Raw genomic sequence first — 20113 nt, forward strand, 5'->3', positions numbered from 1 at the left:
CGCTGCGCGCGGGCGCGGCGGGCAACGATCCGGCCGAGGAGGCGATGCTGGTGGTCTCCGGCTACCGGGGCATGGTCGCGGCCGGCGGCCAGAACGCGGCGGGCGGCTGGCTGCTGGAGCTCTTCGCCGACGACGCCACCCTGCCGCTCGGCCAGGTGGCCTCCGCGCTGCGCGCCCTGGTCGCGGTGGCCCTGGCCGGTTCCGCCTCGCCGCCGGAGGGCTGACGGGCCACCGGAGTGTGACCGGTCTGTTCCGAGCCGGTCGCGGTCCGGTCGCGGGGCTGGGCGCGGAGGGGCGCGCGTGGGAGGGTGCCGGCGGTCGGCGGGCCGTCGGGGTGCCGCCGGATCGGATTCCGGGGGTTGATTCCTGTGCGTGCTCGGTTGACGGGTCTGGTTCTCTCCGCGGTGCTCGCGTTCGGCGGCACCGCGCTGGCCGCCGCCCCGGCGGCTTCGGCGGCCCCGGTGGCGTCAGCGGCCTCGGTGGCTCCGGTGGCCGGGGCCGCGTCGCGGGCGGCGGCGGGCACGGAGGGTGTGGCGAGTGCGGCGGCGGACCGGCACGGCACCACGCAGCTGGCCAAGGACAAGGACAAGAAGAAGAAAAAGAAGAAGAAGGGCCTCGCCAAGTTCATCGGCCTGATCATCGGCGCCGTCGTGGTGCTGCTGGTGATCGCCGTGGTCATCGCCGTGGTGCTGGTGCTGCGCCGCCGCAACCGGTCCTGAGCCGGGGCGCGGGCTCAGCCGCCGCTGGTGCCGAGCGCGCCGAGCAGCGCCGCCACCACCCGGTCCGCGTAGCCGGCGTCGAGCGGGCCGAGCCCGTGCAGCCAGCGGTAGTACAGCGGGCCGTAGAGCAGTTCGACGGCGAGGTCGAGATCCGCGTCCGCCCGCAGCCGCCCGGCCTCCCGGGCGGCCCGCAGGCGGTCGCGGGTGACCTCCAGCAGCGGGTCCAGCAGCCGTTCGCGGTACTCGCGCAGCAGGTCGGGGTCGGTGAGGACCTCGGCGGTCAGGGCGCGTCCGGTCCGGTCGAAGGCGGGGTCGGCGAGTTCGAGGGCGGTCAGCCGCAGGACGGTCCGCAGGTCCTCGCCGAGGTCACCGGTGTCGGGGAGGGCGAGGCTGCCGGAGGGGCTCTCGTTGGCGGCGAGGAAGGCGTCGAAGACGACGGCGCCCTTCGAGGGCCACCAGCGGTAGATGGTCTGCTTGCCGACGCCGGCGCGGGCGGCGATCTTCTCGATGGTGAGCTTGCCGAAGCCGATCTCGGCGACGAGTTCGCCGGCGGCGGTGAGGATCGCGGTGCGGCTCTGCTCGCTGCGGCGGCTGGGGTCGGGGGCGTTCTGCGCTCTGGCCATGGGCACCATCCTACGAGCTGACGAGACGATCCGTATCGTCTTGACGGTGCGCCCTGGACGGTGCATCCTTGGGGGCATCAGCGAGACGAACCGTCTCGTCTCGCTCCTGCCGCAGAAGGGACCATCCGGATGACCCGCCGCTCCGCCCACATCGTCATGGCCTCGATCCCCGCCCACGGCCACGTCAACCCGAGCCTCGCCCTGATCGCCGAGCTCGTCGCCCGGGGCCACCGGGTCAGCTACGTCAACGACCCGTCCTTCGCCGCGACCGTCGCCGCCACGGGTGCCGCGCTCGTCCCGTACCCGACGGCGCTGCCGCTCGGCGACGCCCCCGCGGACTGGCCGGAGGATCCGGTCGCCGTCCAGGACCTCTTCCTCGACGACGCGCTCGCGATGACCCCGGTGCTCGGCAAGCTGTTCGCCGAGGACCGGCCCGACCTCGTGCTCTACGACATCGGCGCCTACGCCGCGCGGGCGGTGGCCGAGGGCCACGGCGTGCCGGTGCTCCAGCTCTCGCCCACCATGGTCGGCTGGGAGGGCATCGAGCAGGACATGGCCGGGTTCTTCGAGACGCTGCGCACCGGCCCCGGCGGCCCCGAGCACTACCGGCGGTTCGGCGACTGGCTGGCCGCGACCGGCGCCGTCGTCCGGGACGTCGAGCAGGACGTCGAGCGGTTCAAGAACCGCCCCGACCGCGCGCTCGCGCTGATCCCGCGGGCCCTGCAGCCCAACGCTGACCGGGTCGACCCCGAGCGGATCACCTTCGTCGGCCAGTGCTTCGGCGACCGCTCGCACCAGGGGCACTGGCAGCGGCCCGCCGATGCCGGGAAGGTGCTGCTGGTCTCGCTCGGCTCGGCCTTCACCGACCGGCCCGCCTTCTACCGGCAGTGCCTGGAGGCCTTCGGCGGCCTGCCCGGCTGGCACGTCGTGCTGCAGATCGGCCGGCACACCGACCTCGCCGCGCTGGGCGAGGTGCCGGCCAACGTCGAGGTGCACCGCTGGGTGCCGCAGTTCGACGTGCTGGCGCAGGCCGACGCCTTCGTCACCCACGCCGGCACCGGCGGTGCGAGCGAGGGCCTGTTCCACGGCGTGCCGATGATCGCGGTGCCGCAGGCCGTCGACCAGTTCGCCAACGCGGACTCGCTGGTCGGGCTCGGGGTGGCCCGGCGCCTGGACACCGAGGACGCGACGGCCGCCGCGTTGCGGGCCGCGCTGCTGGAGCTGACCGGCGACCCGGCGGTGGCCGCCCGCCTCGCCGGGCTGCGCGCCGAGGCCCGGGCCGAGGGCGGCACGGCGCGCGCGGCGGACCTCGTCGAGGCGGAGCTGGGGTGAGCTCAGGCGATCCGGTCGGGGCGGGTGTAGACGTTGGCGCCCTCGCCGCGCAGGAAGCCGACCAGGGTCAGGCCCAGTTCCTCGGCGAGGTCCACGGCGAGCGAGGACGGCGCCGAGACGGCGGCCAGCAGCGGCACGCCGGCCAGCGCCGCCTTCTGGGTCAGCTCGAACGAGGCCCGGCCGCTGACCAGCAGCACATGCCCGGTCAACGGCAGCCGGCCCTCGCGCAGCGCCCAGCCGACCACCTTGTCCACCGCGTTGTGCCGCCCGACGTCCTCGCGGGCGCAGAGCAGTTCGCCGCTGCGGCCGTCGAACAGGCCGGCGGCGTGCAGGCCGCCGGTGGAGTCGAAGGTCCGCTGGGCGGCGCGCAGCCGGTCCGGCAGCCCGTACAGCAGCGCGGGCGGGACGGTCAGCGGGTCCTCGCCGACCGGGTGGCGCACGTGGGTGCGCACGGCGTCCACGGTGTCCCGCCCGCACAGGCCGCAGGCGCTGGTGGTGAGCAGGGTGCGGTGCGCGGAGAGCGGCAGCGGCCGGACGCCGCGCGGCGTCGCGTCGACCACGTTGTAGGTGTTGGCGCCGGACTCGTCGGTGCCGGCGCAGTAGCGCAGTGCCGCGAGGTCCTCGGCGGTGTGGACGATGCCCTCGCCGACCAGGAAGCCGGCCACCAGGTCGAAGTCCTGGCCGGGGGTGCGCATGGTGACGGTGAGCGGTTCGCCGCCGAGCCGGATCTCCAGCGGCTCCTCGGCGGCCAGCGCGTCCGGCCGGGTACTGCGCCCGTCCCCGCGCAGCCGGAGCACCCGCCGTCGTGCCGTCGCCCGCGTCATCGCCCTGTCCGCCTCTCCGTCCACCGCGCCCGGCGCCCCGCCGTCCGCCTCCCCACAGCGTGCGCCACCGGGCCGGGTATTCGAAAATCCAGGTGACCGGCCGGTGCGGTGGTCGGCGTTCAACCACGCCAGGGTGGTTGTCATATCTTCATTCACCTGCTGAGATGATGCATATGGATATGCACAGTGCTGCGGCCCCCCACGCGCCGCTCGTCCAGGTCGGCAAGGCCGATGTCAGCGCCGAGGACGTGCTGGCCGTCGCCCGGGGGAACGCCCGGGTCGAGATCGGACCCGACGCGCTCGCCGAGATGGCGGCCTCGCGCGCCCGGATCGACGCCCTGGCGGCCGAGCCGCGCCCCGTCTACGGCGTCTCCACCGGCTTCGGCGCCCTCGCCGTCCGGCACATCAGCCCCGAGCTGCGCGCCCAGCTGCAGCGTTCGCTGGTGCGCTCGCACGCCGCCGGGATGGGCCCCGCGGTCGAGCGCGAGGTGGTCCGCGCGCTGATGTTCCTGCGGATGAAGACCCTCGCCAGCGGCCGCACCGGCGTGCGCCCGCTGGTCGCCGAGACCATGGCCGCGATCCTCAACGCCGGCATCACCCCGGTGGTCCGCGAGTTCGGCTCGCTCGGCTGCTCCGGCGACCTCGCGCCGCTCTCGCACTGCGCGCTCGTCCTCATGGGCGAGGGCGTGGCGACCGGCCCCGACGGCGTCGAGAAGCCCGCCGGCGACCTGCTCGCCGCCGCCGGCATCGAGCCCGTCGAACTGCTGGAGAAGGAGGGCCTCGCCCTCATCAACGGCACCGACGGCATGCTCGGCATGCTCGTGATGGCCATCGCCGACCTGCGGCGCCTGTTCACCACCGCCGACATCACCGCCGCGATGACCCTGGAGGCGCTGCTCGGCACCGACAAGGTGCTCGCCCCCGAGCTGCACGCCCCGATCCGCCCGCACCCCGGGCAGGCGCTCTCCGCCGCCAACATGCTGGCCGTGCTCAAGGGCTCCGGCCTGACCGGCCACCACCAGGACGACGCCCCGCGCGTCCAGGACGCCTACTCGATCCGCTGCGCCCCGCAGGTGGCCGGCGCCGGCCGCGACACCCTCGCGCACGCCCAGCTGGTCGCCTCCCGCGAGCTGGCGGCCTCGGTCGACAACCCGGTGGTGCTGCCGGACGGCCGGGTCGAGTCCAACGGCAACTTCCACGGCGCCCCGGTCGCCTACGTGCTGGACTTCCTCGCCATCGCCGCCGCCGACCTCGGCTCGATCGCCGAGCGCCGCACCGACCGGCTGCTGGACAAGGCCCGCTCGCACGGCCTGCCGGCCTTCCTGGCCGACGACCCGGGCGTGGACTCCGGTCTGATGATCGCCCAGTACACCCAGGCGGCGCTGGTCAGCGAGAACAAGCGGCTCGCCGTGCCGGCCTCGGTCGACTCGATCCCCTCCTCGGCCATGCAGGAGGACCACGTCTCGATGGGCTGGTCCGCCGCCCGCAAGCTGCGCCAGGTGGTGGAGAACCTCGGCCGCATCCTCGCCGTCGAACTCACCGCCGCCGCACGGGCCCTGGAGATCCGCGAGCAGGCCGGCGCCAGCGGCGAGCCGGCCCCGGCCACCGCCGCGGCGATGGCCGCCGCCCGCGCCGCCGGGGTGGGCGGCGCCGGTCGCGACCGCTTCCTGTCACCGGACCTGGAGGCCGCGGCCGCGCTGGTCGCCTCCGGCGAGCTGGTGCGGGCGGTCGAGCAGGTCACCGGGCCGCTGGCCTGACGGCCGGACGGACCGCGCGGAGCGGGTGGGGCCGGTGGCCCGGCCCTCAGTCCCAGTCGCTCCGCGGCTCCGCCGGGCGGCGCTTCTCCTCGACGCGCTCGGCCAGCGAGGCCGAGACATTGACGCCGACGATGCCGCCCCAGCAGACCAGCAGGCCCCAGAACCCGGCGACGGAGCCGGAGATGGCGGACAGCGGGATGCCCAGCACCATGGAGACGATCGGCAGCCGGATGCCGGAGCGGTGCGACCGGCGCCCGTACCCCGGCCGGCCGTAGGGCCGGCCGGCCCCGTCCGGGTGGCCGTACCCGTCGGCCGGCCCGAGCCGCTCGCTGACCCGGCGTTCCACCCGGGCGTCCAGCCGGGCGTCGAGCCGGGAGAGGAAGGAGTCGAGGAGCTCCGACTCGTACTCCTTGCCGAGCTCCTTGCGGGCCTGCACCGTGGCCTCGAGATCGCGCCGCAGACTGTCCTGGCGAGTGTCCATGAACACCAGACTGCTCCCGCCGGGCCGGGCGGGTCCACCCGTTCGGCGCGTTTCGGGCCGGTCTCAGGGGGATTTCAGGGTCACCCCCGAGACCGCCCGCGGCCCGCTCCGGGCCGCAAACCGGACGTCTCACCCGGCGTCCCGTCGTACGAGACGTCTTTGCCAGTGGCCGCCCGCTGCTGCACAGTCATCCGAACAGCTCGCATCCGGAGGTACCGCCATGACCGCCACCGACGACGCCGGCACGGTCGGTCCCTCCGCCCGGCTGCTCCAGCTCTTCGAGGGCCACCGGCTCACCCCCACCCAGCGGCGGATCGCGCACTCGCTGGTGCGGCACGCCACCGAGGCGCCGTTCCTCTCCAGTGTCGAGGTGGCCGAACTCGCCGGCGTCAGCCAGCCGTCGGTGACCCGCTTCGCGGTGGCCCTCGGCTACGACGGCTATCCGGCGCTGCGCAAGCAGCTGCGCGAACTCGGCGCCGGCGAGCCCGTCGCCCCCGAGACCCCGGCCGACGCCGTCCGCAACGAGCACCAGCAGGCCGTCCTCGCCGAGATCGAGCACCTGCGCCACCTCGCCGAACTGCTCGCCGACCCCGAGCCCATCACCCGTGCCGCCCGCCTGCTCGCCGCCTCCCGCCCGCTGCCCGTCCTCGGCCTGCGCGCCGCCTCCGCGCAGGCGCGCGGATTCGCGTACTTCGCCGCCAAGGTGCACCCGGACATCCGGCTGCTCGACGAGGGCGGCAGCATGCTCGCCGACCGCCTCGAACAGGCCGCCGCGGCGGGCGCGAGCGTGCTGCTCTGCTTCGCCCTGCCGCGCTACCCGCGCGAGCTGATGGACGCCCTGGCCGTGGCCCGCGACTGCGGACTGACCGTCATCACCGTGGCCGACAGCGTCTTCGCGCCGGTCGCCAAGCTCTCCGACCTCATGCTGCCGGCCGCCGTCGGCACCGGCCTGGTCTTCGACACGGCCTGCGCGCCGATGATGCTCGGCCGGATCCTGCTGCAGCGCATGTGCGACGAACTCCCGGGGGCCGAGGCGCGGTTGGAGGCCATCGAGCAGTCGGCGGCGGCCCGCGGCCTGTTCCTGGAGTAGCGGTCCGGCCGGCCGGTCAGGCCGTGAGCGCGCGCCGGATCCGTTCCAGGGTCGCCCGCATGCCGGCCCGGTTGGCCGCCGCCCGCCGCTGCGGGGGGATCCCGGTGAACACCTTGCCGAGCAGCTCGGCGAACGGCGCGCTCCGCCCGGTCCGCAGGTCCCGCCAGTACTCGGTGAGGGTCGTGCCGCCGTCCCCGTCCGGCTCGAAGCGGTAGCCCCACTCGGCGATCGGCAGCCCGAACGAGTCGACCCGGAAGGCGAATTCGCGCCCCGGCTCGGCCGTCGTCACCCGGCAGGTGGTGAACCAGACGTAGAGCCCGCGGCGGTTGAAGCCGACGAACCGCTCACCGGCCCGCAGCGGCCCGCGCCGGGCCCACACCGCCCGGCACTCGGGGCTCCACTCACCCATCCGCCGCACCTCGCTGACGGCGCGGTAGACCACCGCGGGCTCCGCCGCCACGCCGACGCTCTCCTCGACACCCCACTCGCGGTCCATACCGCTCCTCCCCGTCGGTCTCCGGCCCGTAGCGCCGGTCCCGCCGACCGTACCCGCAGGTTGGCGATCCGCCCAGGGCGGGCATCACTCCAGTCAGGGGGTGCCGCCATGCGCGTGATCCACGAGATGAAGTTCGTCGGCCGGCTCGCCTCCGGAGCCGACGAGTGGTCCTGCCCGACCTGCGGACGCCGCGTCACCCTGCGCCGTCTGCCCGACCCCGAACTCACCGTCCTCGACCCGGGCGACGAGACCGTCGTCCACGTCGGCGTGATCGAACCCGACGCCCGTGCCGCCGCGGCCGCCGAACGCTACGGCCTCGGCCCCGTCCAGGAGATCCCCCGTCAGCCCCGCCGCCCCACGTCCCCCGGAACCCCGTCCGCCGCCGTCCCCGACGCCGCCGACCGCCGCTGGCTCGCCGAGATCGGCATCGACTGGGACGACGACGCCGCGGCCTGAGGGACGTCAGCGCCTGGGCGCGTACAGCGGAAGACCGGAGGTCTGCAGCTCGGCGGGCAGCGGTGCGGTGAGCGGGATCGCCTCGCCGTACTTGCCGTGCAGCACGCCCTGGTAGGCGTTGTCGCGCGGATGGGTGTAGAGCGTCCAGACGCCCTCACGCGGGTCGACGGCGAGCAGGACGGCCACGCCGGCCGTCGCGTACCAGTCGGTCTTGGTGGCGACGGCCCTGACTCCTTCGGAGTTGGAGATCACTTCCATGGCGAAGGCGACTTCCCGGGGATCGGCCAGCCACTCGTCGTCGCGGTCCCAGTCGACGGGGAGAACGACCAGGTCGGGGGTGACGTAGTCCTCCTCATTGCCCGGCATGTAGATCGACGACACCTCGTACGCACCGAGGAGGTCGGGGAGGGCGGGTTCGAGCTGTCGGCGGAGCAGCCGTACCGTGCCCGCGTGCTTGCCGCGGGGAGTGGGAGACATCACCAGGGTTCCTCCGATGATCTGTACTCGGAGGCCGGTGCTCCGTTCGATCTCCTCGGCGGCGTCGCGGAGTCTCCCGGGCCGCACGGTGATGGCCGTCATCGCGTCCTCCGTTCGTCGGCGCCTGGGCCGAGTGGCTGGTGTCCGCCGGGTTCAGCCTAGCGCGGGCGGACGCGGCGGGGCCCCGCCGCGGGGTGCGGCGGGGCCCTGGGGGTGCGGGCGGGGGAGGGTCAGACGAGGGTCTTCGGGTCGGGGTCGAAGCCGAACCGCTGGTTGGCGCCGCCGTTGCAGTCCCACAGGACGAAGCGGGTGCCGGTGGCGGTGTTGCCGTTGGGGAGGTCGAGGCAGCGGCCGGACCGCGGGTTGACCAGCGAACCGTCGGCCTGCGGCAGCCAGATCTGGTTGGCGCCGCCGTTGCAGCTCCAGAACGTGGTGGCGGTGCCGTTGGCGGTGCCGTTCCCATAGGCGTCGACGCACAGGCTGAGGCCCCATCGGACGGTCCCGTCGGCGCGGTGGCTGGAGAGCCGCTGGCCGGCGGACTGTCCGCAGGGCTCGGCCTGGAGCGAGGCGCCGTCCTGGTAGACGCCGCCCCCGGCGGCCAGGCACGTGGACCCGTCGAGCGCGAGCTTGTACATGGTGCCCGACTGCGCGGGGACGGCGGCCGCTCGGTGGAGCAGGGCGACGTCGCTGAGCTCGCCCTTGAACCGTGCGTTCGGCGCACCCTGGTAACGGTACTGCCCCAGCTGGAAGGCGCCGGTGGCCTGGAACGAGTCGCCGGCGGCGTGCCGGCCGGTGGCGGCCACCTGGTTGTCGACCTGCAGCGAGAGCAGCCCGGTCCGGGCGTCGTAGGCCACGGTCAGCTGCTGCCAGGCACTGGGGGTGAAGCCGCCCCGGCCGTCCCGGTAGGACGTCACCTGGTCGTAGGACCAGGAGTCGTCGTCCTGCCGGCCCAGCGCGGCGTGCCAGCGGCCGTCGCCCGGGTCGGCCCAGAGCACGAAGGCGCTCGACCGCGCGCCCTCCTGGCTCAGCACGACGCCGCCGTCGGCGGTGGGCTTGGCCCAGGCGGTGACGGTGAAGCTCTCCCGGGTGTCGATCAGCGGCCGGTCGGAGGCGAGCGAGCCGGTGCCGTTCAGGCCGGCGACCTCGGCGGGGCCGGTGACGGTCTGCCCGCCGGGGGCGGGAAGCGTGGCGTTGCCGGCAACCCGGCCGACGCCGGGGCCGGCCGTGAGCGGGGCGGTGCCGGCGGTGTCGGCGCCGAGGTCGTCGCCGCCGAGCTGCCAGTGGTGTTCGGGGTTCGCCAGGTCCCCGATGACGCGTGGGCCGGGGTAGACGAAGGTCGGGACGGCGGCTTCGGCGGAGTAGTTGCCGGCCTGGTCCACATCGCGTACGTGGAGGGTGGTCGGTCCGGTCCGGGGGAAGGCGATCTCCGTGCTCATGGTCAGGCCGCCCAGGGCGCCGCAGTTCGCGCTGGTCCACGGGCCCGCCTCGTCGATGCGGTACTCCAGGCAGGCGTGGCCGGAGGTGTAGAGGCGCTCCTTGGGGTCGTAGTCGGTGACCACGGAGGTGAGGCGGTTCGGGCCGGCCGCGTGCGGGACGTCGTCCAGCGACAGTCGAGTGAACCGGGGGGCCCGGTGGTCGACCCGGAAGCGGCAGTCGGTCGTGGCCGCGGAGCGGTTGCCGTCGGCGTCCGTGCCGACCACGTTCCAGGTGTAGGCGTGGCCCTCGACGAGCTTGGTCCGGTCGAGGGCGAACTCGGCCCGTGCGCCGGGGGCCAGCCCGTCCACCCGGCCGGTGAGCACGTCGGTGTTCGGCGCCGCGGTGTCGCGGACGTGGAACTCGGCGCCGAGCGAGGCGGAGGAGCCGTTCAGCGTGGCGGTGAGGCTGCTGGTGCCACCGGGCAGCCAGCCCCAGAGGCTGTAGTCGGTGACGCCGCAGCCGTCGGTCTGGCTCCCGGGGTAGAGGAACCCCGGTGCGACCGGGGTGACGCGGGTGCCGGTGGGGGTCTCCACCGGGGCGGGGTCGGCGGCATGGGCGAGCGGGGCGCCGGCGAGCAGGCCGGCGGCGAGCGCGATGACGCTGCCGCGGGCGGCCGTTCGGCGGATCGAGTGGTTTCGTCGGGCTCCGGCCGGGCGCGGCGGAGTCGAGGTCATGGCTGTCCCCCCAAGGATCGACCGGACGGGATGGTCCCGTTGGTTCGTGTGCAGTCTGACGATCGGCCGCAGTGGCGTCAACCACTTTCCGATCAGTGGTGGGAGACCCCTGGTCGGGGAGTGAATGTTTGGATATATTCAGCCGAGTCGAGCCTGAATGAATTCATCCGCAAGGAGGCCGGGACATGGTGCAGCAGGTGAGCGGGCCGCGAGAGGTACGGGCGGCGCGGGGGACGGGGCTGACGACGCAGGGGTGGCAGCAGGAGGCGGCCCTGCGGATGCTGATGAACAACCTCGACCCCGAGGTGGCCGAGCACCCGTCGAAGCTGGTCGTCTACGGGGGCACCGGCAAGGCGGCGCGCGACTGGCGGTCCTTCGACGCCATGGTGCGCACGCTCCAGGGGCTGAAGCAGGACGAGACCATGCTGGTGCAGTCCGGTCGGCCGGTCGGCGTCATGCAGACCCACGAGTGGGCGCCGCGCGTGCTGATCGCCAACTCCAACCTGGTCGGCGACTGGGCCAACTGGGAGGAGTTCCGCCGCCTGGAGAGCCTCGGGCTCACCATGTACGGGCAGATGACCGCCGGCTCCTGGATCTACATCGGCACCCAGGGCATCCTCCAGGGCACCTACGAGACCTTCGCGGCCGTCGCCAACAAGCGGTTCGAGGGCACGCTGGAGGGCACCATCACCCTCACCGCCGGCCTCGGCGGCATGGGCGGCGCCCAGCCGCTGGCCGTCACCATGAACGGCGGCGTGGCGATCTGCATCGACTGCGACCCCTCCCGGATCGCCCGCCGGATCGAGCACCGCTACCTGGACGTCGAGGCCAAGGACCTCGCCCACGCGCTGGAGCTCGCCACCGCCGCCCGCGACAAGCGGCAGCCGCTCTCCATCGGCGTGCTCGGCAACGCCGCCGAGCTGGTCCCGCAGCTGCTCGCGATGGACGCGCCGATCGACATCGTCACCGACCAGACCAGCGCCCACGACCCGCTGGCCTACCTCCCGGTCGGCGTCGCCTTCGACGACATGGCCTCCTACGCCGCCGAGAAGCCCGCCGAGTTCACCCAGCGCGCCCGCGAGTCGATGGCCCGGCACGTCGAGGCGATGGTCGGCTTCCAGGACCGCGGCGCCGAGGTGTTCGACTACGGCAACTCGATCCGCGGCGAGGCCCAACTGGCCGGCTACGACCGCGCCTTCGCGTTCCCCGGCTTCGTCCCCGCCTACATCCGCCCGCTGTTCTGCGAGGGCAAGGGCCCGTTCCGCTGGGCCGCGCTGTCCGGTGACCCGCAGGACATCCACAAGACCGACAAGGCCGTGCTCGACCTCTTCCCGGAGAACGAGTCGCTGGCCCGCTGGATCCGGATGGCCCAGGAGAAGGTGCACTTCCAGGGTCTGCCCGCGCGGATCTGCTGGCTCGGCTACGGCGAGCGCGACAAGGCCGGCGAGCGCTTCAACGACATGGTCGCCTCCGGCGAGCTGTCCGCGCCGATCGTCATCGGCCGCGACCACCTGGACTGCGGCTCGGTCGCCTCCCCCTACCGGGAGACCGAGGCGATGCTGGACGGCTCCGACGCGATCGCCGACTGGCCGCTGCTGAACGCCATGGTCAACGTCGCCTCCGGCGCCTCCTGGGTCTCCATCCACCACGGCGGCGGCGTCGGCATCGGCCGCTCGATCCACGCCGGGCAGGTCACCGTCGCCGACGGCACCGCGCTGGCCGGCGAGAAGATCCGCCGGGTGCTCACCAACGACCCCGGCATGGGCGTCATCCGGCACGTCGACGCCGGCTACGACCGGGCCGTCGAGGTGGCGGACGAGCGCGGCGTGCGCGTCCCGATGGGTGAGCTGTGACGTCGTCCTTCGAGGAGATGTGGGCGGAGCTGCTCCCCGTGGGCCGCTCCGCCGCGTCCGGCGGCTACCGCCGGTTCGCCTGGAACGCCGCCGACGCGGAGTGCCGCGCCTGGTTCGAGCAGCAGGCCCGCGACCGGGGCCTCGGCTACGAGCTGGACCGCAACGGCAACCAGTGGGCGTGGCTGGGCGATCCGGCCGCGGGCGGCGCCGTCGTCACCGGCTCGCACCTGGACTCCGTCCCCGACGGCGGCGCCTTCGACGGCCCGCTCGGGGTGGTGTCCTCCTTCGCGGCCCTGGACGAACTGCGCGCCCGCGGCGCACAGTTCGGCCGACCGCTGGCGATCGTCAACTTCGGCGACGAGGAGGGCGCCCGGTTCGGTGTGGCCTGCATCGGCTCCCGCCTGACCGCCGGGGTGCTGAGCCGGGAGGCCGCGTACGAGCTGCGCGACGCCGACGGCGTCCGGCTGCCCGACGCGATGGAGCGGGCCGGCCAGGACCCGACCGCGATCGGCGCCGACGACGAGCGGCTGGCCCGGATCGGCGCCTTCGTGGAACTCCACGTCGAACAGGGCCGCCACCTCGCCGAGGACCAGCCGGTCGGCGTCGCCTCGGCGATCTGGCCGCACGGCCGCTGGCGGTTCGACTTCCGCGGCGAGGCCAACCACGCCGGCACCACCCGGATCGAGGACCGCCGCGACCCGATGCTGACCTACGCCACCACCGTGCTCGCCGCCCGCAAGAAGGCGCGGCTCGCGGGCGCGCTGGCCACCTTCGGCAAGGTCGCCGTCGAGCCCAACGGCACCAACGCGATCGCCTCCCTGGTCCGCGGCTGGCTGGACTCCCGGGCGGCCGACGAGGCCACCCTCACCGCGCTGGTCGAGGAGATCGGGCGGACCGCCGCCGAGCGCGGCGAGCGCGACGGCGTCCGGGTCGAGCTGACCCGCGAGTCCTACACCCCGGTGGTGGACTTCGACGGCCCGCTGCGCGACCGCCTCGCGCGGGTCATCGGCGCGAAGGGGGGCCTCGGCAGCGCCCCCGTGCTGCCCACCGGCGCGGGACACGACGCCGGAATCCTGGCATCGGCCGTGCCGACCGCCATGCTGTTCGTACGGAACCCGAGCGGCGTCTCGCACTCCCCGGCCGAACACGCCGAGACGGCCGACTGCCTGGCCGGCGTCGCCGCCCTCGCCGACGTACTGGAGGACCTGGCGTGTCAGTAGGCCGTGCCGCAGGCGCGCAAACGACGACCTTCTGGGCGCAGTACGCCTGGCTGCCGCACGTCAACGGGCCGGTGGTCGAGCAGGACGTCCTGATCAACACCGGCGCCGGCGGCAAGATCGCCAAGGTGCAGCCGGACAGCGGGCCCTGCCCGCCCGGCGCCGTCCGGCTGGAGGGCCTGCTGGTGCCGGGCCAGGCCAACGCGCACTCGCACGCCTTCCACCGGGCGCTGCGCGGGCACGTCCAGGTCGGTTCCGGCACCTTCTGGACCTGGCGCGACACCATGTACCGGTTCGCCGGCGCGCTCGACCCGGACCGCTATCTGGCGCTCGCCACCGCCGTCTACGCGGAGATGGCGCTCGCCGGGATCACCGCCGTCGGCGAGTTCCACTACCTGCACCACGCGCCCGGCGGCGTCCGCTACGACGACCCCAACGCGATGGGCGAGGCGCTGATCGAGGCCGCCGCCCGGGCCGGCATCCGGATCACCCTGCTCGACACCTGCTACCTGTCCTCCGGCTTCGGCGCCGAGCCGACCAAGCCGCAGCGCCGGTTCAGCGACGGCGACGCCGACGCCTGGGCCGAGCGGGCCGGGGCGCTGCGCGAGCGCGAGCACGCCCGGATCGGCGCCGCCATCCACTCGGTGCGCGCCGTGCCGGCCGAGCAGCTCGGCACCGTCGCCCACTGGGCGGCGATGCGCCGGGCGCCGCTGCACGTCCACCTGTCCGAGCAGACCGCCGAGAACGACGCCTGCCTCGCCGCGCACGGCGTCACCCCGACCCGGCTGCTCGCCGACCGCGGCGCGCTCGGCCCGCGCACCTCGGTGGTGCACGCCACGCACCTCACCGAGGAGGACGTCAAGCTGCTCACCGACTCCTCCACCACCGTCTGCATGTGCCCCACCACCGAGCGGGACCTCGCCGACGGCATCGGCCCGGCCCGGCAACTGGCCTCCGGCGGCTGCCCGATCACCCTCGGCAGCGACAGCCACGCCGTCATCGACCCGTTCGAGGAGGCCCGGGCGCTGGAGCTGGACGAGCGGCTGCGCACCCGCACCCGCGGCCACTGGACGGCGAACGCGCTGCTGCGGGCCGGCACGGAGGACGGGCACGCCTCGCTGGGCTGGCCCGAGGCGGGGCGGATCGAGGCGGGCGCGCTGGCCGACTTCACCGTGCTGGCGCTGGACTCGGTGCGCACCGCCGGCCCCGCGCCGCGGCTGGGCGCGGAGATCGCGGTGTTCGCGGCCTCGGCGGCGGACGTGCGGCACGTGGTGGTCGGCGGGCGGCAGATCGTCCGCGACGGCGTGCACCAGCTGCTGCCGGACGTGCCGGGCGCGCTGAGGTCCTCGATCGACGCCCTGAGTTGCTGAGCCGCCGAGTTGTCGCTTCCTGGAAAGGCATGACGTGACCTCCCCGAGCATTCCGAGCACGCTGATCACCGGCATCGGCACGCTGGTCACCAACGACCCCGCGCACGGGAGCGGGCCGCTCGGCCTGCTCACCGACGCGGCGGTGGTGATCGACGGCGACACCGTCGCCTGGGTCGGCCCGGCCGCCGAGGCGCCCGCCGCCGACGAGCGGTTCGACGCGGCGGGCCGCGCCCTGCTGCCCGGCTTCGTCGACTCGCACGCCCACCTGGTGTTCGCGGGCGACCGCACCGCCGAGTTCAACGCCCGGATGTCCGGGCAGTCCTACTCGGCGGGCGGCATCCGCACCACGGTGGCCGCCACCCGGGCCGCCGCCGACGCCGAGCTGGACGCCAACCTGGCCCGGCTGGTGCGCGAGGCGCTGCGGCAGGGCACCACGCTGGTCGAGTGCAAGTCCGGCTACGGGCTCACCGTCGAGGACGAGTCCCGGGCGCTGCGGATCGCCTCCTCGTACACGCCGGAGACCACCTACCTGGGCGCGCACGTGGTGGCGCCCGAGTTCGCCGAGGACCCGGCCGGCTACGTCGAGCTGGTCACCGGTCCGATGCTGGACGCCTGCGCGCCGTACGCCCGCTGGGTGGACGTGTTCTGCGAGCGGGGCGCCTTCGACGGCGACCAGGCGCGGGCGATCCTCACCGCCGGGATCGAGCGCGGGCTGACGCCCCGGGTGCACGCCAACCAGCTCACCCACGGTCCGGGCGTGCAGCTGGCCGTCGAGCTGGGGGCGGCCTCGGCCGACCACTGCACCCATCTGACCGACGAGGACGTGGCCGCGCTGGCCGGCTCCTCGACGGTGGCGACGCTGCTGCCGGGCGCCGAGTTCTCCACCCGGGCGGTCTACCCTGACGCGCGCCGGCTGTTGGACGCGGGGGCGGTGGTGGCGCTGTCCACCGACTGCAACCCGGGCTCCAGCTTCACGAGTTCGATGGCGTTCTGCATCGCGGTGGCGGTGCGGGAGATGGGCATGACGCCCGACGAGGCGGTCTGGGCGGCGACGGCGGGCGGCGCGCACGCGCTGCGGCGCTCGGACGTCGGCACCGTCACGGTGGGCGCCCGGGCCGACCTCCAGCTGATGGACGCGCCCTCGCACGTGCACCTGGCCTACCGGCCGGGCGTGCCGCTGACGGCCGCGGTCTGGCGGGCGGGCGTGCGCGAGGTCTGAGCGGGGTGACGGCGCGGTGACGGCGGGGCCGGGGGCGTACCCCGGCCCCGCCGTCGTGTTCAGAGCCGCAACGCGCGCCGCAGGAAGTCCAGCTGGTGGTGGAGCAGGTGCTCCGCCATCGCTTCGTCGCCGGGCGAGTGGCCGGCGCCGACGAGCGGCAGGAACTCGTGCGGGCGCCCGGCGGCGAGCAGCGCGGCGGACAGCCGCAGGGCGTGGGCGGGCAGCACGTTGTCGTCGGCGAGGCCCTGGATCAGCAGCAGCGGCCGCCGCAGCCCGGGGGCGTCGGGCAGCAGCGAGGCGGCGTCGTACCGCTCGGGGTGCTCGTCCGGGTGGCCGAGGAACCGCTCCTTCCAGTGGGTGTCGTAGAGCCGGTGGTCGGTGGGGGCGGCTCCGGCGACGGCGGCGTGGAAGACGTCGGGGCGGCGCAGCACGGCGAGGGCGGCGAGGAAGCCGCCGTAGGACCAGCCGCGGATGGCGACCCGGTCGAGGTCGAGCAGTCCGGGGCGCAGTGCGGCGGCCGCGTGCAGGGCCTCGACCTGGTCGGCGAGGGCGGGGCCGGCGATGTCCGCGTGGACGGTCTTCTCCCAGCGCGGGCCGCGGCCGGGGGTGCCGCGGCCGTCGACGGCGAGGACGGCGAAGCCCTGGTCGGCGAACCACTGGGAGGTGAGGTCCCACCAGTGCGGGGCGGCGGTGACCTTCTGCAGGGCCGGCCCGCCGTAGGGGTCGAGCAGGACGGGCAGCGGGCCGTCGCCGTCGCGGTGGCCGGCGGGCAGGAAGAGCGCGCCGCGCAGTTCGCGGGGGCCGAGGCGGAGCAGGTCGGGGCGGGCGGTGAGGACGGGCGTCTCGGCGTGGGAGACGAGGGTGAGCGTGGCGGGCAGGCCGGCGCGGTGGACGGTGGTGCGGCCGGTGGGCGCGCCGGGTGTGTGCGCGGTGTGGACGAGCGTGCCGGCGCGCCGCGCGCCGGTGTGCACGCCGGGCTCCTCGCTCAGCCGGACGGCGCCCGTGACCGGGTCCCACGACCACAGATGGGTCTCGGTCGGCTCGTCGGAGGCGGTGAAGAGCACCTGCTCGCCGTCGGTTCCGAGCACGGAGCGTATCCGCAGGCCGGGCGGGGTGACGGGCTTGCCGTCGACCGTGAGGTGCCGGGTGTCGCCCTGGTCGGCGGTGTCGACGAGGGCGCCGGCGGCGGTGCGGGCGGGCAGACCGGGGAGCAGTTCGACCCAGTGCTCGTCGCGCCGCTCGGCGAGCACGCGGGTGGTGCCGTCGGCGGGGTCGACGGCGAGGGTGAGCACGGTGCGCTGGTCGCGGCTCTGCACGGCGGCGTACGGCCCCTGCCCGTCCCAGCCGGCGGCGGTGAGGTACTCGTACCCGGCCCGGTCCCAGCGGACCTCGGTGCGCCGGCCGTCCGTGCCGAGCAGCCAGAGGGTGACCTCGGCGTTGTCGGTGCCGGCCAGCGGGTAGCGGATGGCGCGCGGCGGCCGGGCGGGGTCGGCCGGGTCGGCGAGGTGGAGGCGGCGCAGCGGGCGCTCGTCGACGCGGGCGACCAGCAGCCGGGTGCCGTCGGGGGACCACCAGTGGGCCCGGTGGCGGTGCATCGACTCGGCGGCGACGTGCTCGGGCACGCCGTAGCGGACCTCGGGGTGCTCGGGTTCGGCGAGCGCGCGGTCCTCGGCGCCGTCGGCGGTGACGACGCGCAGGGCGCCGCCGCCGGCGTAGGCGATCCGCCGGCCGGTGGGGTCGGGGCGCGGGTCGTACACCTCGGTGGCGGTGGGGACGCGGCGGACCTCGCCGGTGGCGGTGTCGGCGAGCCACAGGGCGCCGCCCAGGGCGAAGGCGGCGAGCCCTCCGGCGGCGTCGGTGGCGTACGCGGTGACGCCGCGGGTGTGGACGCGGGCGCGCTCGCGGCGGATCCGCTCGGCCTCGGGCAGTTCGGCGTCGGTGGCGTCGGCACCGAGGGCGGCGGGGTCGGCGAGCAGGCGTTCCTCGCCGGTGCCGGTGTCCAGGGCCCAGAGGCAGGTGACCGGGTCCTCGCCGGAGCGCCCGCGCAGGAACAGGACGGTCCGGCCGTCGGCGGAGAAGGAGGGCTGGGCGGGGGCGCCGAGGGTGAGGCGCCGGGTGCGGGCGAGCTGGCGGGGGAGCGAGCCGGTGGGCACGGAGACGGGCGGCACGGAATCGGTCGGCATGCCGGGCACCATAGGCACATCCGGCCCGCCCCCGTCGAGGGGGAGAGCGACCGGGGCCGCCGCGGATCTCAGGAATCCGCGACGGCCCCGGGGCCGGGTGGCGGGGACGTCAGTGGACGTCGCCCATCAGCCGCACGACCTTGCGGCGGTACAGGTAGAGGGCCACACCGGCGATGATCGCCATGCTGCCCTGGACCGCGAAGTACCAGGTGGAGCCGACCACGTCGTCGCCGAGGACCAGCTGGAAGATCGCCGCGACGCAGTCGCCCGCGGTGACCGCGAGGAACCAGACGCCCATCATCTGGCTGGCGTACTTGGTCGGGGCCAGCTTGGTGGTGACGGACAGGCCGACGGGGGAGAGGGTGAGCTCGCCGACGGTCTGGATCAGGTAGACCATGGCCAGCCAGAGCGGCGTGACCTTGGCGCCGCCGGAGGCGGCGGCCATGGCCAGCATCATGACCATGAACGAGGCGCCGATCATCAGCAGGCCGAAGGAGAACTTCGCCGTGGTGCTCGGGTTCTTGGAGCGGCGGGAGAGCGCCACCCAGATCCAGGCGAAGACCGGGGCCAGCGCCATGATGTACAGCGGGTTGAGCGACTGGAACCAGCTGGACGGAAAGTCGATGCCGAACAGCGTGGACGCGGTGTTGTCCTGGGCGAAGATGTTCAGCGTCGAGCCGGACTGGTCGTAGATCATCCAGAACACGGCGGCGGCGACGAAGAACCAGATGTAGCCGCTCATCCGGGACTGCTCGGTCTCGTCGAGCTCCTTGTCGCGCTTCACCTTGGTGAAGACGAAGACCGGGATGGCCAGGCCGGCGATGGACAGCGGCCAGATCGCCCAGTTGATGGTGAAGTGGCCGGTCAGCGCGACGATCGCGTAGAAGACCACGGCGGCGGCGAGCCAGAGGCCGGCCTTCTTGAAGATGGCGCTCTTCTCGGCGGCCGAGATCGGCGAGGTGACCACGTCGCTCTTGGCGCTCAGGTGGCGGGTGCCGAGCAGGAACTGGGTGAGGCCCAGGGCCATGCCGACGCCGGCGAGGGCGAAGCCGAGGTGCCAGTCGACGTTCTGGCCGATGGTGCCGATGACCAGCGGGGCGGCGAAGGCACCGAGGTTGATGCCCATGTAGAAGATCGTGAAGCCGCCGTCCCGGCGCGGGTCGTTGGGCCCGTCGTAGAGGTGGCCGACCATCGTGGAGATGTTCGCCTTGAGCAGGCCGGAGCCGATCGCGATGAACGCGAGGCCGCCGAAGAACGACACGCTGACCGGCAGGGCCAGCAGGAAGTGGCCGATCATGATGATCGAGCCGCCGAGGGCGACGGTCTTCCGGGCGCCGAGGAAGCGGTCGGCGATCCAGCCGCCCGGGAGTGCCAGCAGGTAGACCATCGCGGTGTACACGCTGTACACCGCGGAGGCGGTGGCGAGCTTCATGCCGAGGCCGCCGTCGGTGACGGAGGCGGTCATGTAGAGCACCAGCAGGGCACGCATGCCGTAGTAGCTGAAGCGCTCCCACATCTCGCTCATGAAGAGCGTGGCGAGGCCCCGGGGGTGCCCGAGGAAGGTCTTGCCGCCGGAGGAGGCCGACTTCACGCCGGACTCCATGGTCGTAGACGCCATGAGTAGTGGTTCCTTGCCTGACAGCGTCCGCCAAGGGGGGTGGCGGCGGACGTGGACAGAACCACTCTACGTGGCGACATTTGGCGTTATCAGCTGACAAAAGAGGCCAATTAGGTATGGCGATGGTAAAGACAGCTACAGATTCCCCTCCATGATCCATGGTGCGACGGGCTAAATTCCTTCAGTTGCAAGATCAAAGCGAAGGATCTTCGCTGAACGAGCGGCCCGGGCGTGTCGGTTGGGATGTG

At 74.2% G+C, this 20113-nt stretch carries 17 protein-coding genes; 9 read left to right on the forward strand and 8 right to left on the reverse strand.

The annotated features are described in order from the left end of the window. Positions 1–380: 380 nt before the first annotated feature. On the forward strand, positions 381–719 hold the full coding sequence (locus tag ABTX81_RS34625; RefSeq protein ID WP_350553954.1) for a hypothetical protein: 339 nt from the start codon (positions 381–383) through the stop codon (positions 717–719). A 14-nt stretch (positions 720–733) separates the two neighbouring features. On the opposite strand, the gene ABTX81_RS34630 is transcribed toward ABTX81_RS34625, so the two are convergent. Next, entirely contained in the window at positions 734–1342 is a 609-nt protein-coding gene (locus tag ABTX81_RS34630) for a TetR/AcrR family transcriptional regulator (RefSeq protein ID WP_350553956.1), read from the reverse strand. A 129-nt stretch (positions 1343–1471) separates the two neighbouring features. Here ABTX81_RS34630 and ABTX81_RS34635 point away from each other — a divergent pair, with 129 nt between their 5' ends. Continuing rightward, complete coding sequence (locus ABTX81_RS34635) at positions 1472–2674, forward strand: macrolide family glycosyltransferase (protein ID WP_350553958.1); 1203 nt, start codon at positions 1472–1474, stop codon at positions 2672–2674. Positions 2675–2676: 2 nt separating this feature from the next. Here the strand turns inward: ABTX81_RS34635 and fdhD are convergent, their stop codons facing one another. After that, on the reverse strand, positions 2677–3498 hold the full coding sequence (gene fdhD / locus ABTX81_RS34640; RefSeq protein WP_350553960.1) for a formate dehydrogenase accessory sulfurtransferase FdhD: 822 nt from the start codon (positions 3496–3498) through the stop codon (positions 2677–2679). Positions 3499–3677: 179 nt separating this feature from the next. On the opposite strand from fdhD, the gene hutH reads away from it, so the two are divergent. Next, positions 3678–5255: a histidine ammonia-lyase gene (gene hutH / locus ABTX81_RS34645; protein WP_350553962.1), complete on the forward strand. Its 1578-nt coding sequence runs from the start codon at positions 3678–3680 to the stop codon at positions 5253–5255. A 46-nt stretch (positions 5256–5301) separates the two neighbouring features. Here the strand turns inward: hutH and ABTX81_RS34650 are convergent, their stop codons facing one another. After that, positions 5302–5736, reverse strand: coding sequence for a hypothetical protein (locus tag ABTX81_RS34650; RefSeq protein WP_350553964.1), 435 nt, complete (start codon positions 5734–5736; stop codon positions 5302–5304). A gap of 220 nt (positions 5737–5956) precedes the next feature. On the opposite strand from ABTX81_RS34650, the gene ABTX81_RS34655 reads away from it, so the two are divergent. Next, positions 5957–6826 carry a MurR/RpiR family transcriptional regulator gene (locus ABTX81_RS34655; protein WP_350553966.1) on the forward strand — a complete coding sequence of 290 codons (870 nt, stop codon included), beginning with the start codon at positions 5957–5959 and terminating at the stop codon, positions 6824–6826. 16 nt (positions 6827–6842) lie between these two features. On the opposite strand, the gene ABTX81_RS34660 is transcribed toward ABTX81_RS34655, so the two are convergent. Then, positions 6843–7322, reverse strand: coding sequence for an SRPBCC family protein (locus ABTX81_RS34660; RefSeq protein WP_350553968.1), 480 nt, complete (start codon positions 7320–7322; stop codon positions 6843–6845). A gap of 108 nt (positions 7323–7430) precedes the next feature. Here ABTX81_RS34660 and ABTX81_RS34665 point away from each other — a divergent pair, with 108 nt between their 5' ends. Then, on the forward strand, positions 7431–7778 hold the full coding sequence (locus tag ABTX81_RS34665; protein WP_350553970.1) for a hypothetical protein: 348 nt from the start codon (positions 7431–7433) through the stop codon (positions 7776–7778). Positions 7779–7784: 6 nt separating this feature from the next. Here the strand turns inward: ABTX81_RS34665 and ABTX81_RS34670 are convergent, their stop codons facing one another. Together ABTX81_RS34670 and ABTX81_RS34675 are read right to left on the reverse strand one after the other, a co-directional pair. Then, positions 7785–8357, reverse strand: a complete 573-nt coding sequence (locus ABTX81_RS34670) for a Uma2 family endonuclease (protein WP_350553971.1) — start codon at positions 8355–8357, stop codon at positions 7785–7787. A gap of 128 nt (positions 8358–8485) precedes the next feature. Beyond that, positions 8486–10405: a ricin-type beta-trefoil lectin domain protein gene (locus ABTX81_RS34675; protein WP_350553973.1), complete on the reverse strand. Its 1920-nt coding sequence runs from the start codon at positions 10403–10405 to the stop codon at positions 8486–8488. Between the two features lie 197 nt (positions 10406–10602). Between ABTX81_RS34675 and hutU the strand changes: the two genes are divergently transcribed. Genes hutU through hutI form a run of 4 tightly spaced genes read left to right on the forward strand, consistent with a single transcriptional unit; the run spans position 10603 to position 16064 of the window. Further along, positions 10603–12258: a urocanate hydratase gene (gene hutU / locus ABTX81_RS34680; RefSeq protein WP_350553997.1), complete on the forward strand. Its 1656-nt coding sequence runs from the start codon at positions 10603–10605 to the stop codon at positions 12256–12258. A 17-nt stretch (positions 12259–12275) separates the two neighbouring features. Next, positions 12276–13478: an allantoate amidohydrolase gene (locus ABTX81_RS34685; RefSeq protein ID WP_350553999.1), complete on the forward strand. Its 1203-nt coding sequence runs from the start codon at positions 12276–12278 to the stop codon at positions 13476–13478. Next, the gene (locus tag ABTX81_RS34690; protein ID WP_350553975.1) at positions 13469–14845 is read left to right on the forward strand and encodes a formimidoylglutamate deiminase; all 1377 of its coding nucleotides are present in this window, start codon (positions 13469–13471) and stop codon (positions 14843–14845) included. The genes ABTX81_RS34685 and ABTX81_RS34690 overlap by 10 nt, the downstream gene beginning before the upstream one ends. A 49-nt stretch (positions 14846–14894) precedes the next feature. After that, a complete protein-coding gene (gene hutI, locus ABTX81_RS34695) occupies positions 14895–16064 on the forward strand; it encodes an imidazolonepropionase (protein WP_350554001.1) in 1170 nt (389 codons plus the stop codon). Positions 16065–16123: 59 nt separating this feature from the next. Here hutI and ABTX81_RS34700 read toward each other — a convergent pair whose 3' ends face one another. Both ABTX81_RS34700 and ABTX81_RS34705 read right to left on the reverse strand, forming a co-directional pair. Next, complete coding sequence (locus ABTX81_RS34700) at positions 16124–18247, reverse strand: prolyl oligopeptidase family serine peptidase (RefSeq protein WP_350553977.1); 2124 nt, start codon at positions 18245–18247, stop codon at positions 16124–16126. A 109-nt stretch (positions 18248–18356) separates the two neighbouring features. Beyond that, positions 18357–19865, reverse strand: a complete 1509-nt coding sequence (locus tag ABTX81_RS34705) for a peptide MFS transporter (RefSeq protein WP_350553979.1) — start codon at positions 19863–19865, stop codon at positions 18357–18359. Between the last annotated feature and the right edge of the window lie 248 nt (positions 19866–20113).

The organism is Kitasatospora sp. NPDC097605 (assembly GCF_040302725.1).
Taxonomy (GTDB): Bacteria; Actinomycetota; Actinomycetes; order Streptomycetales; family Streptomycetaceae; genus Kitasatospora.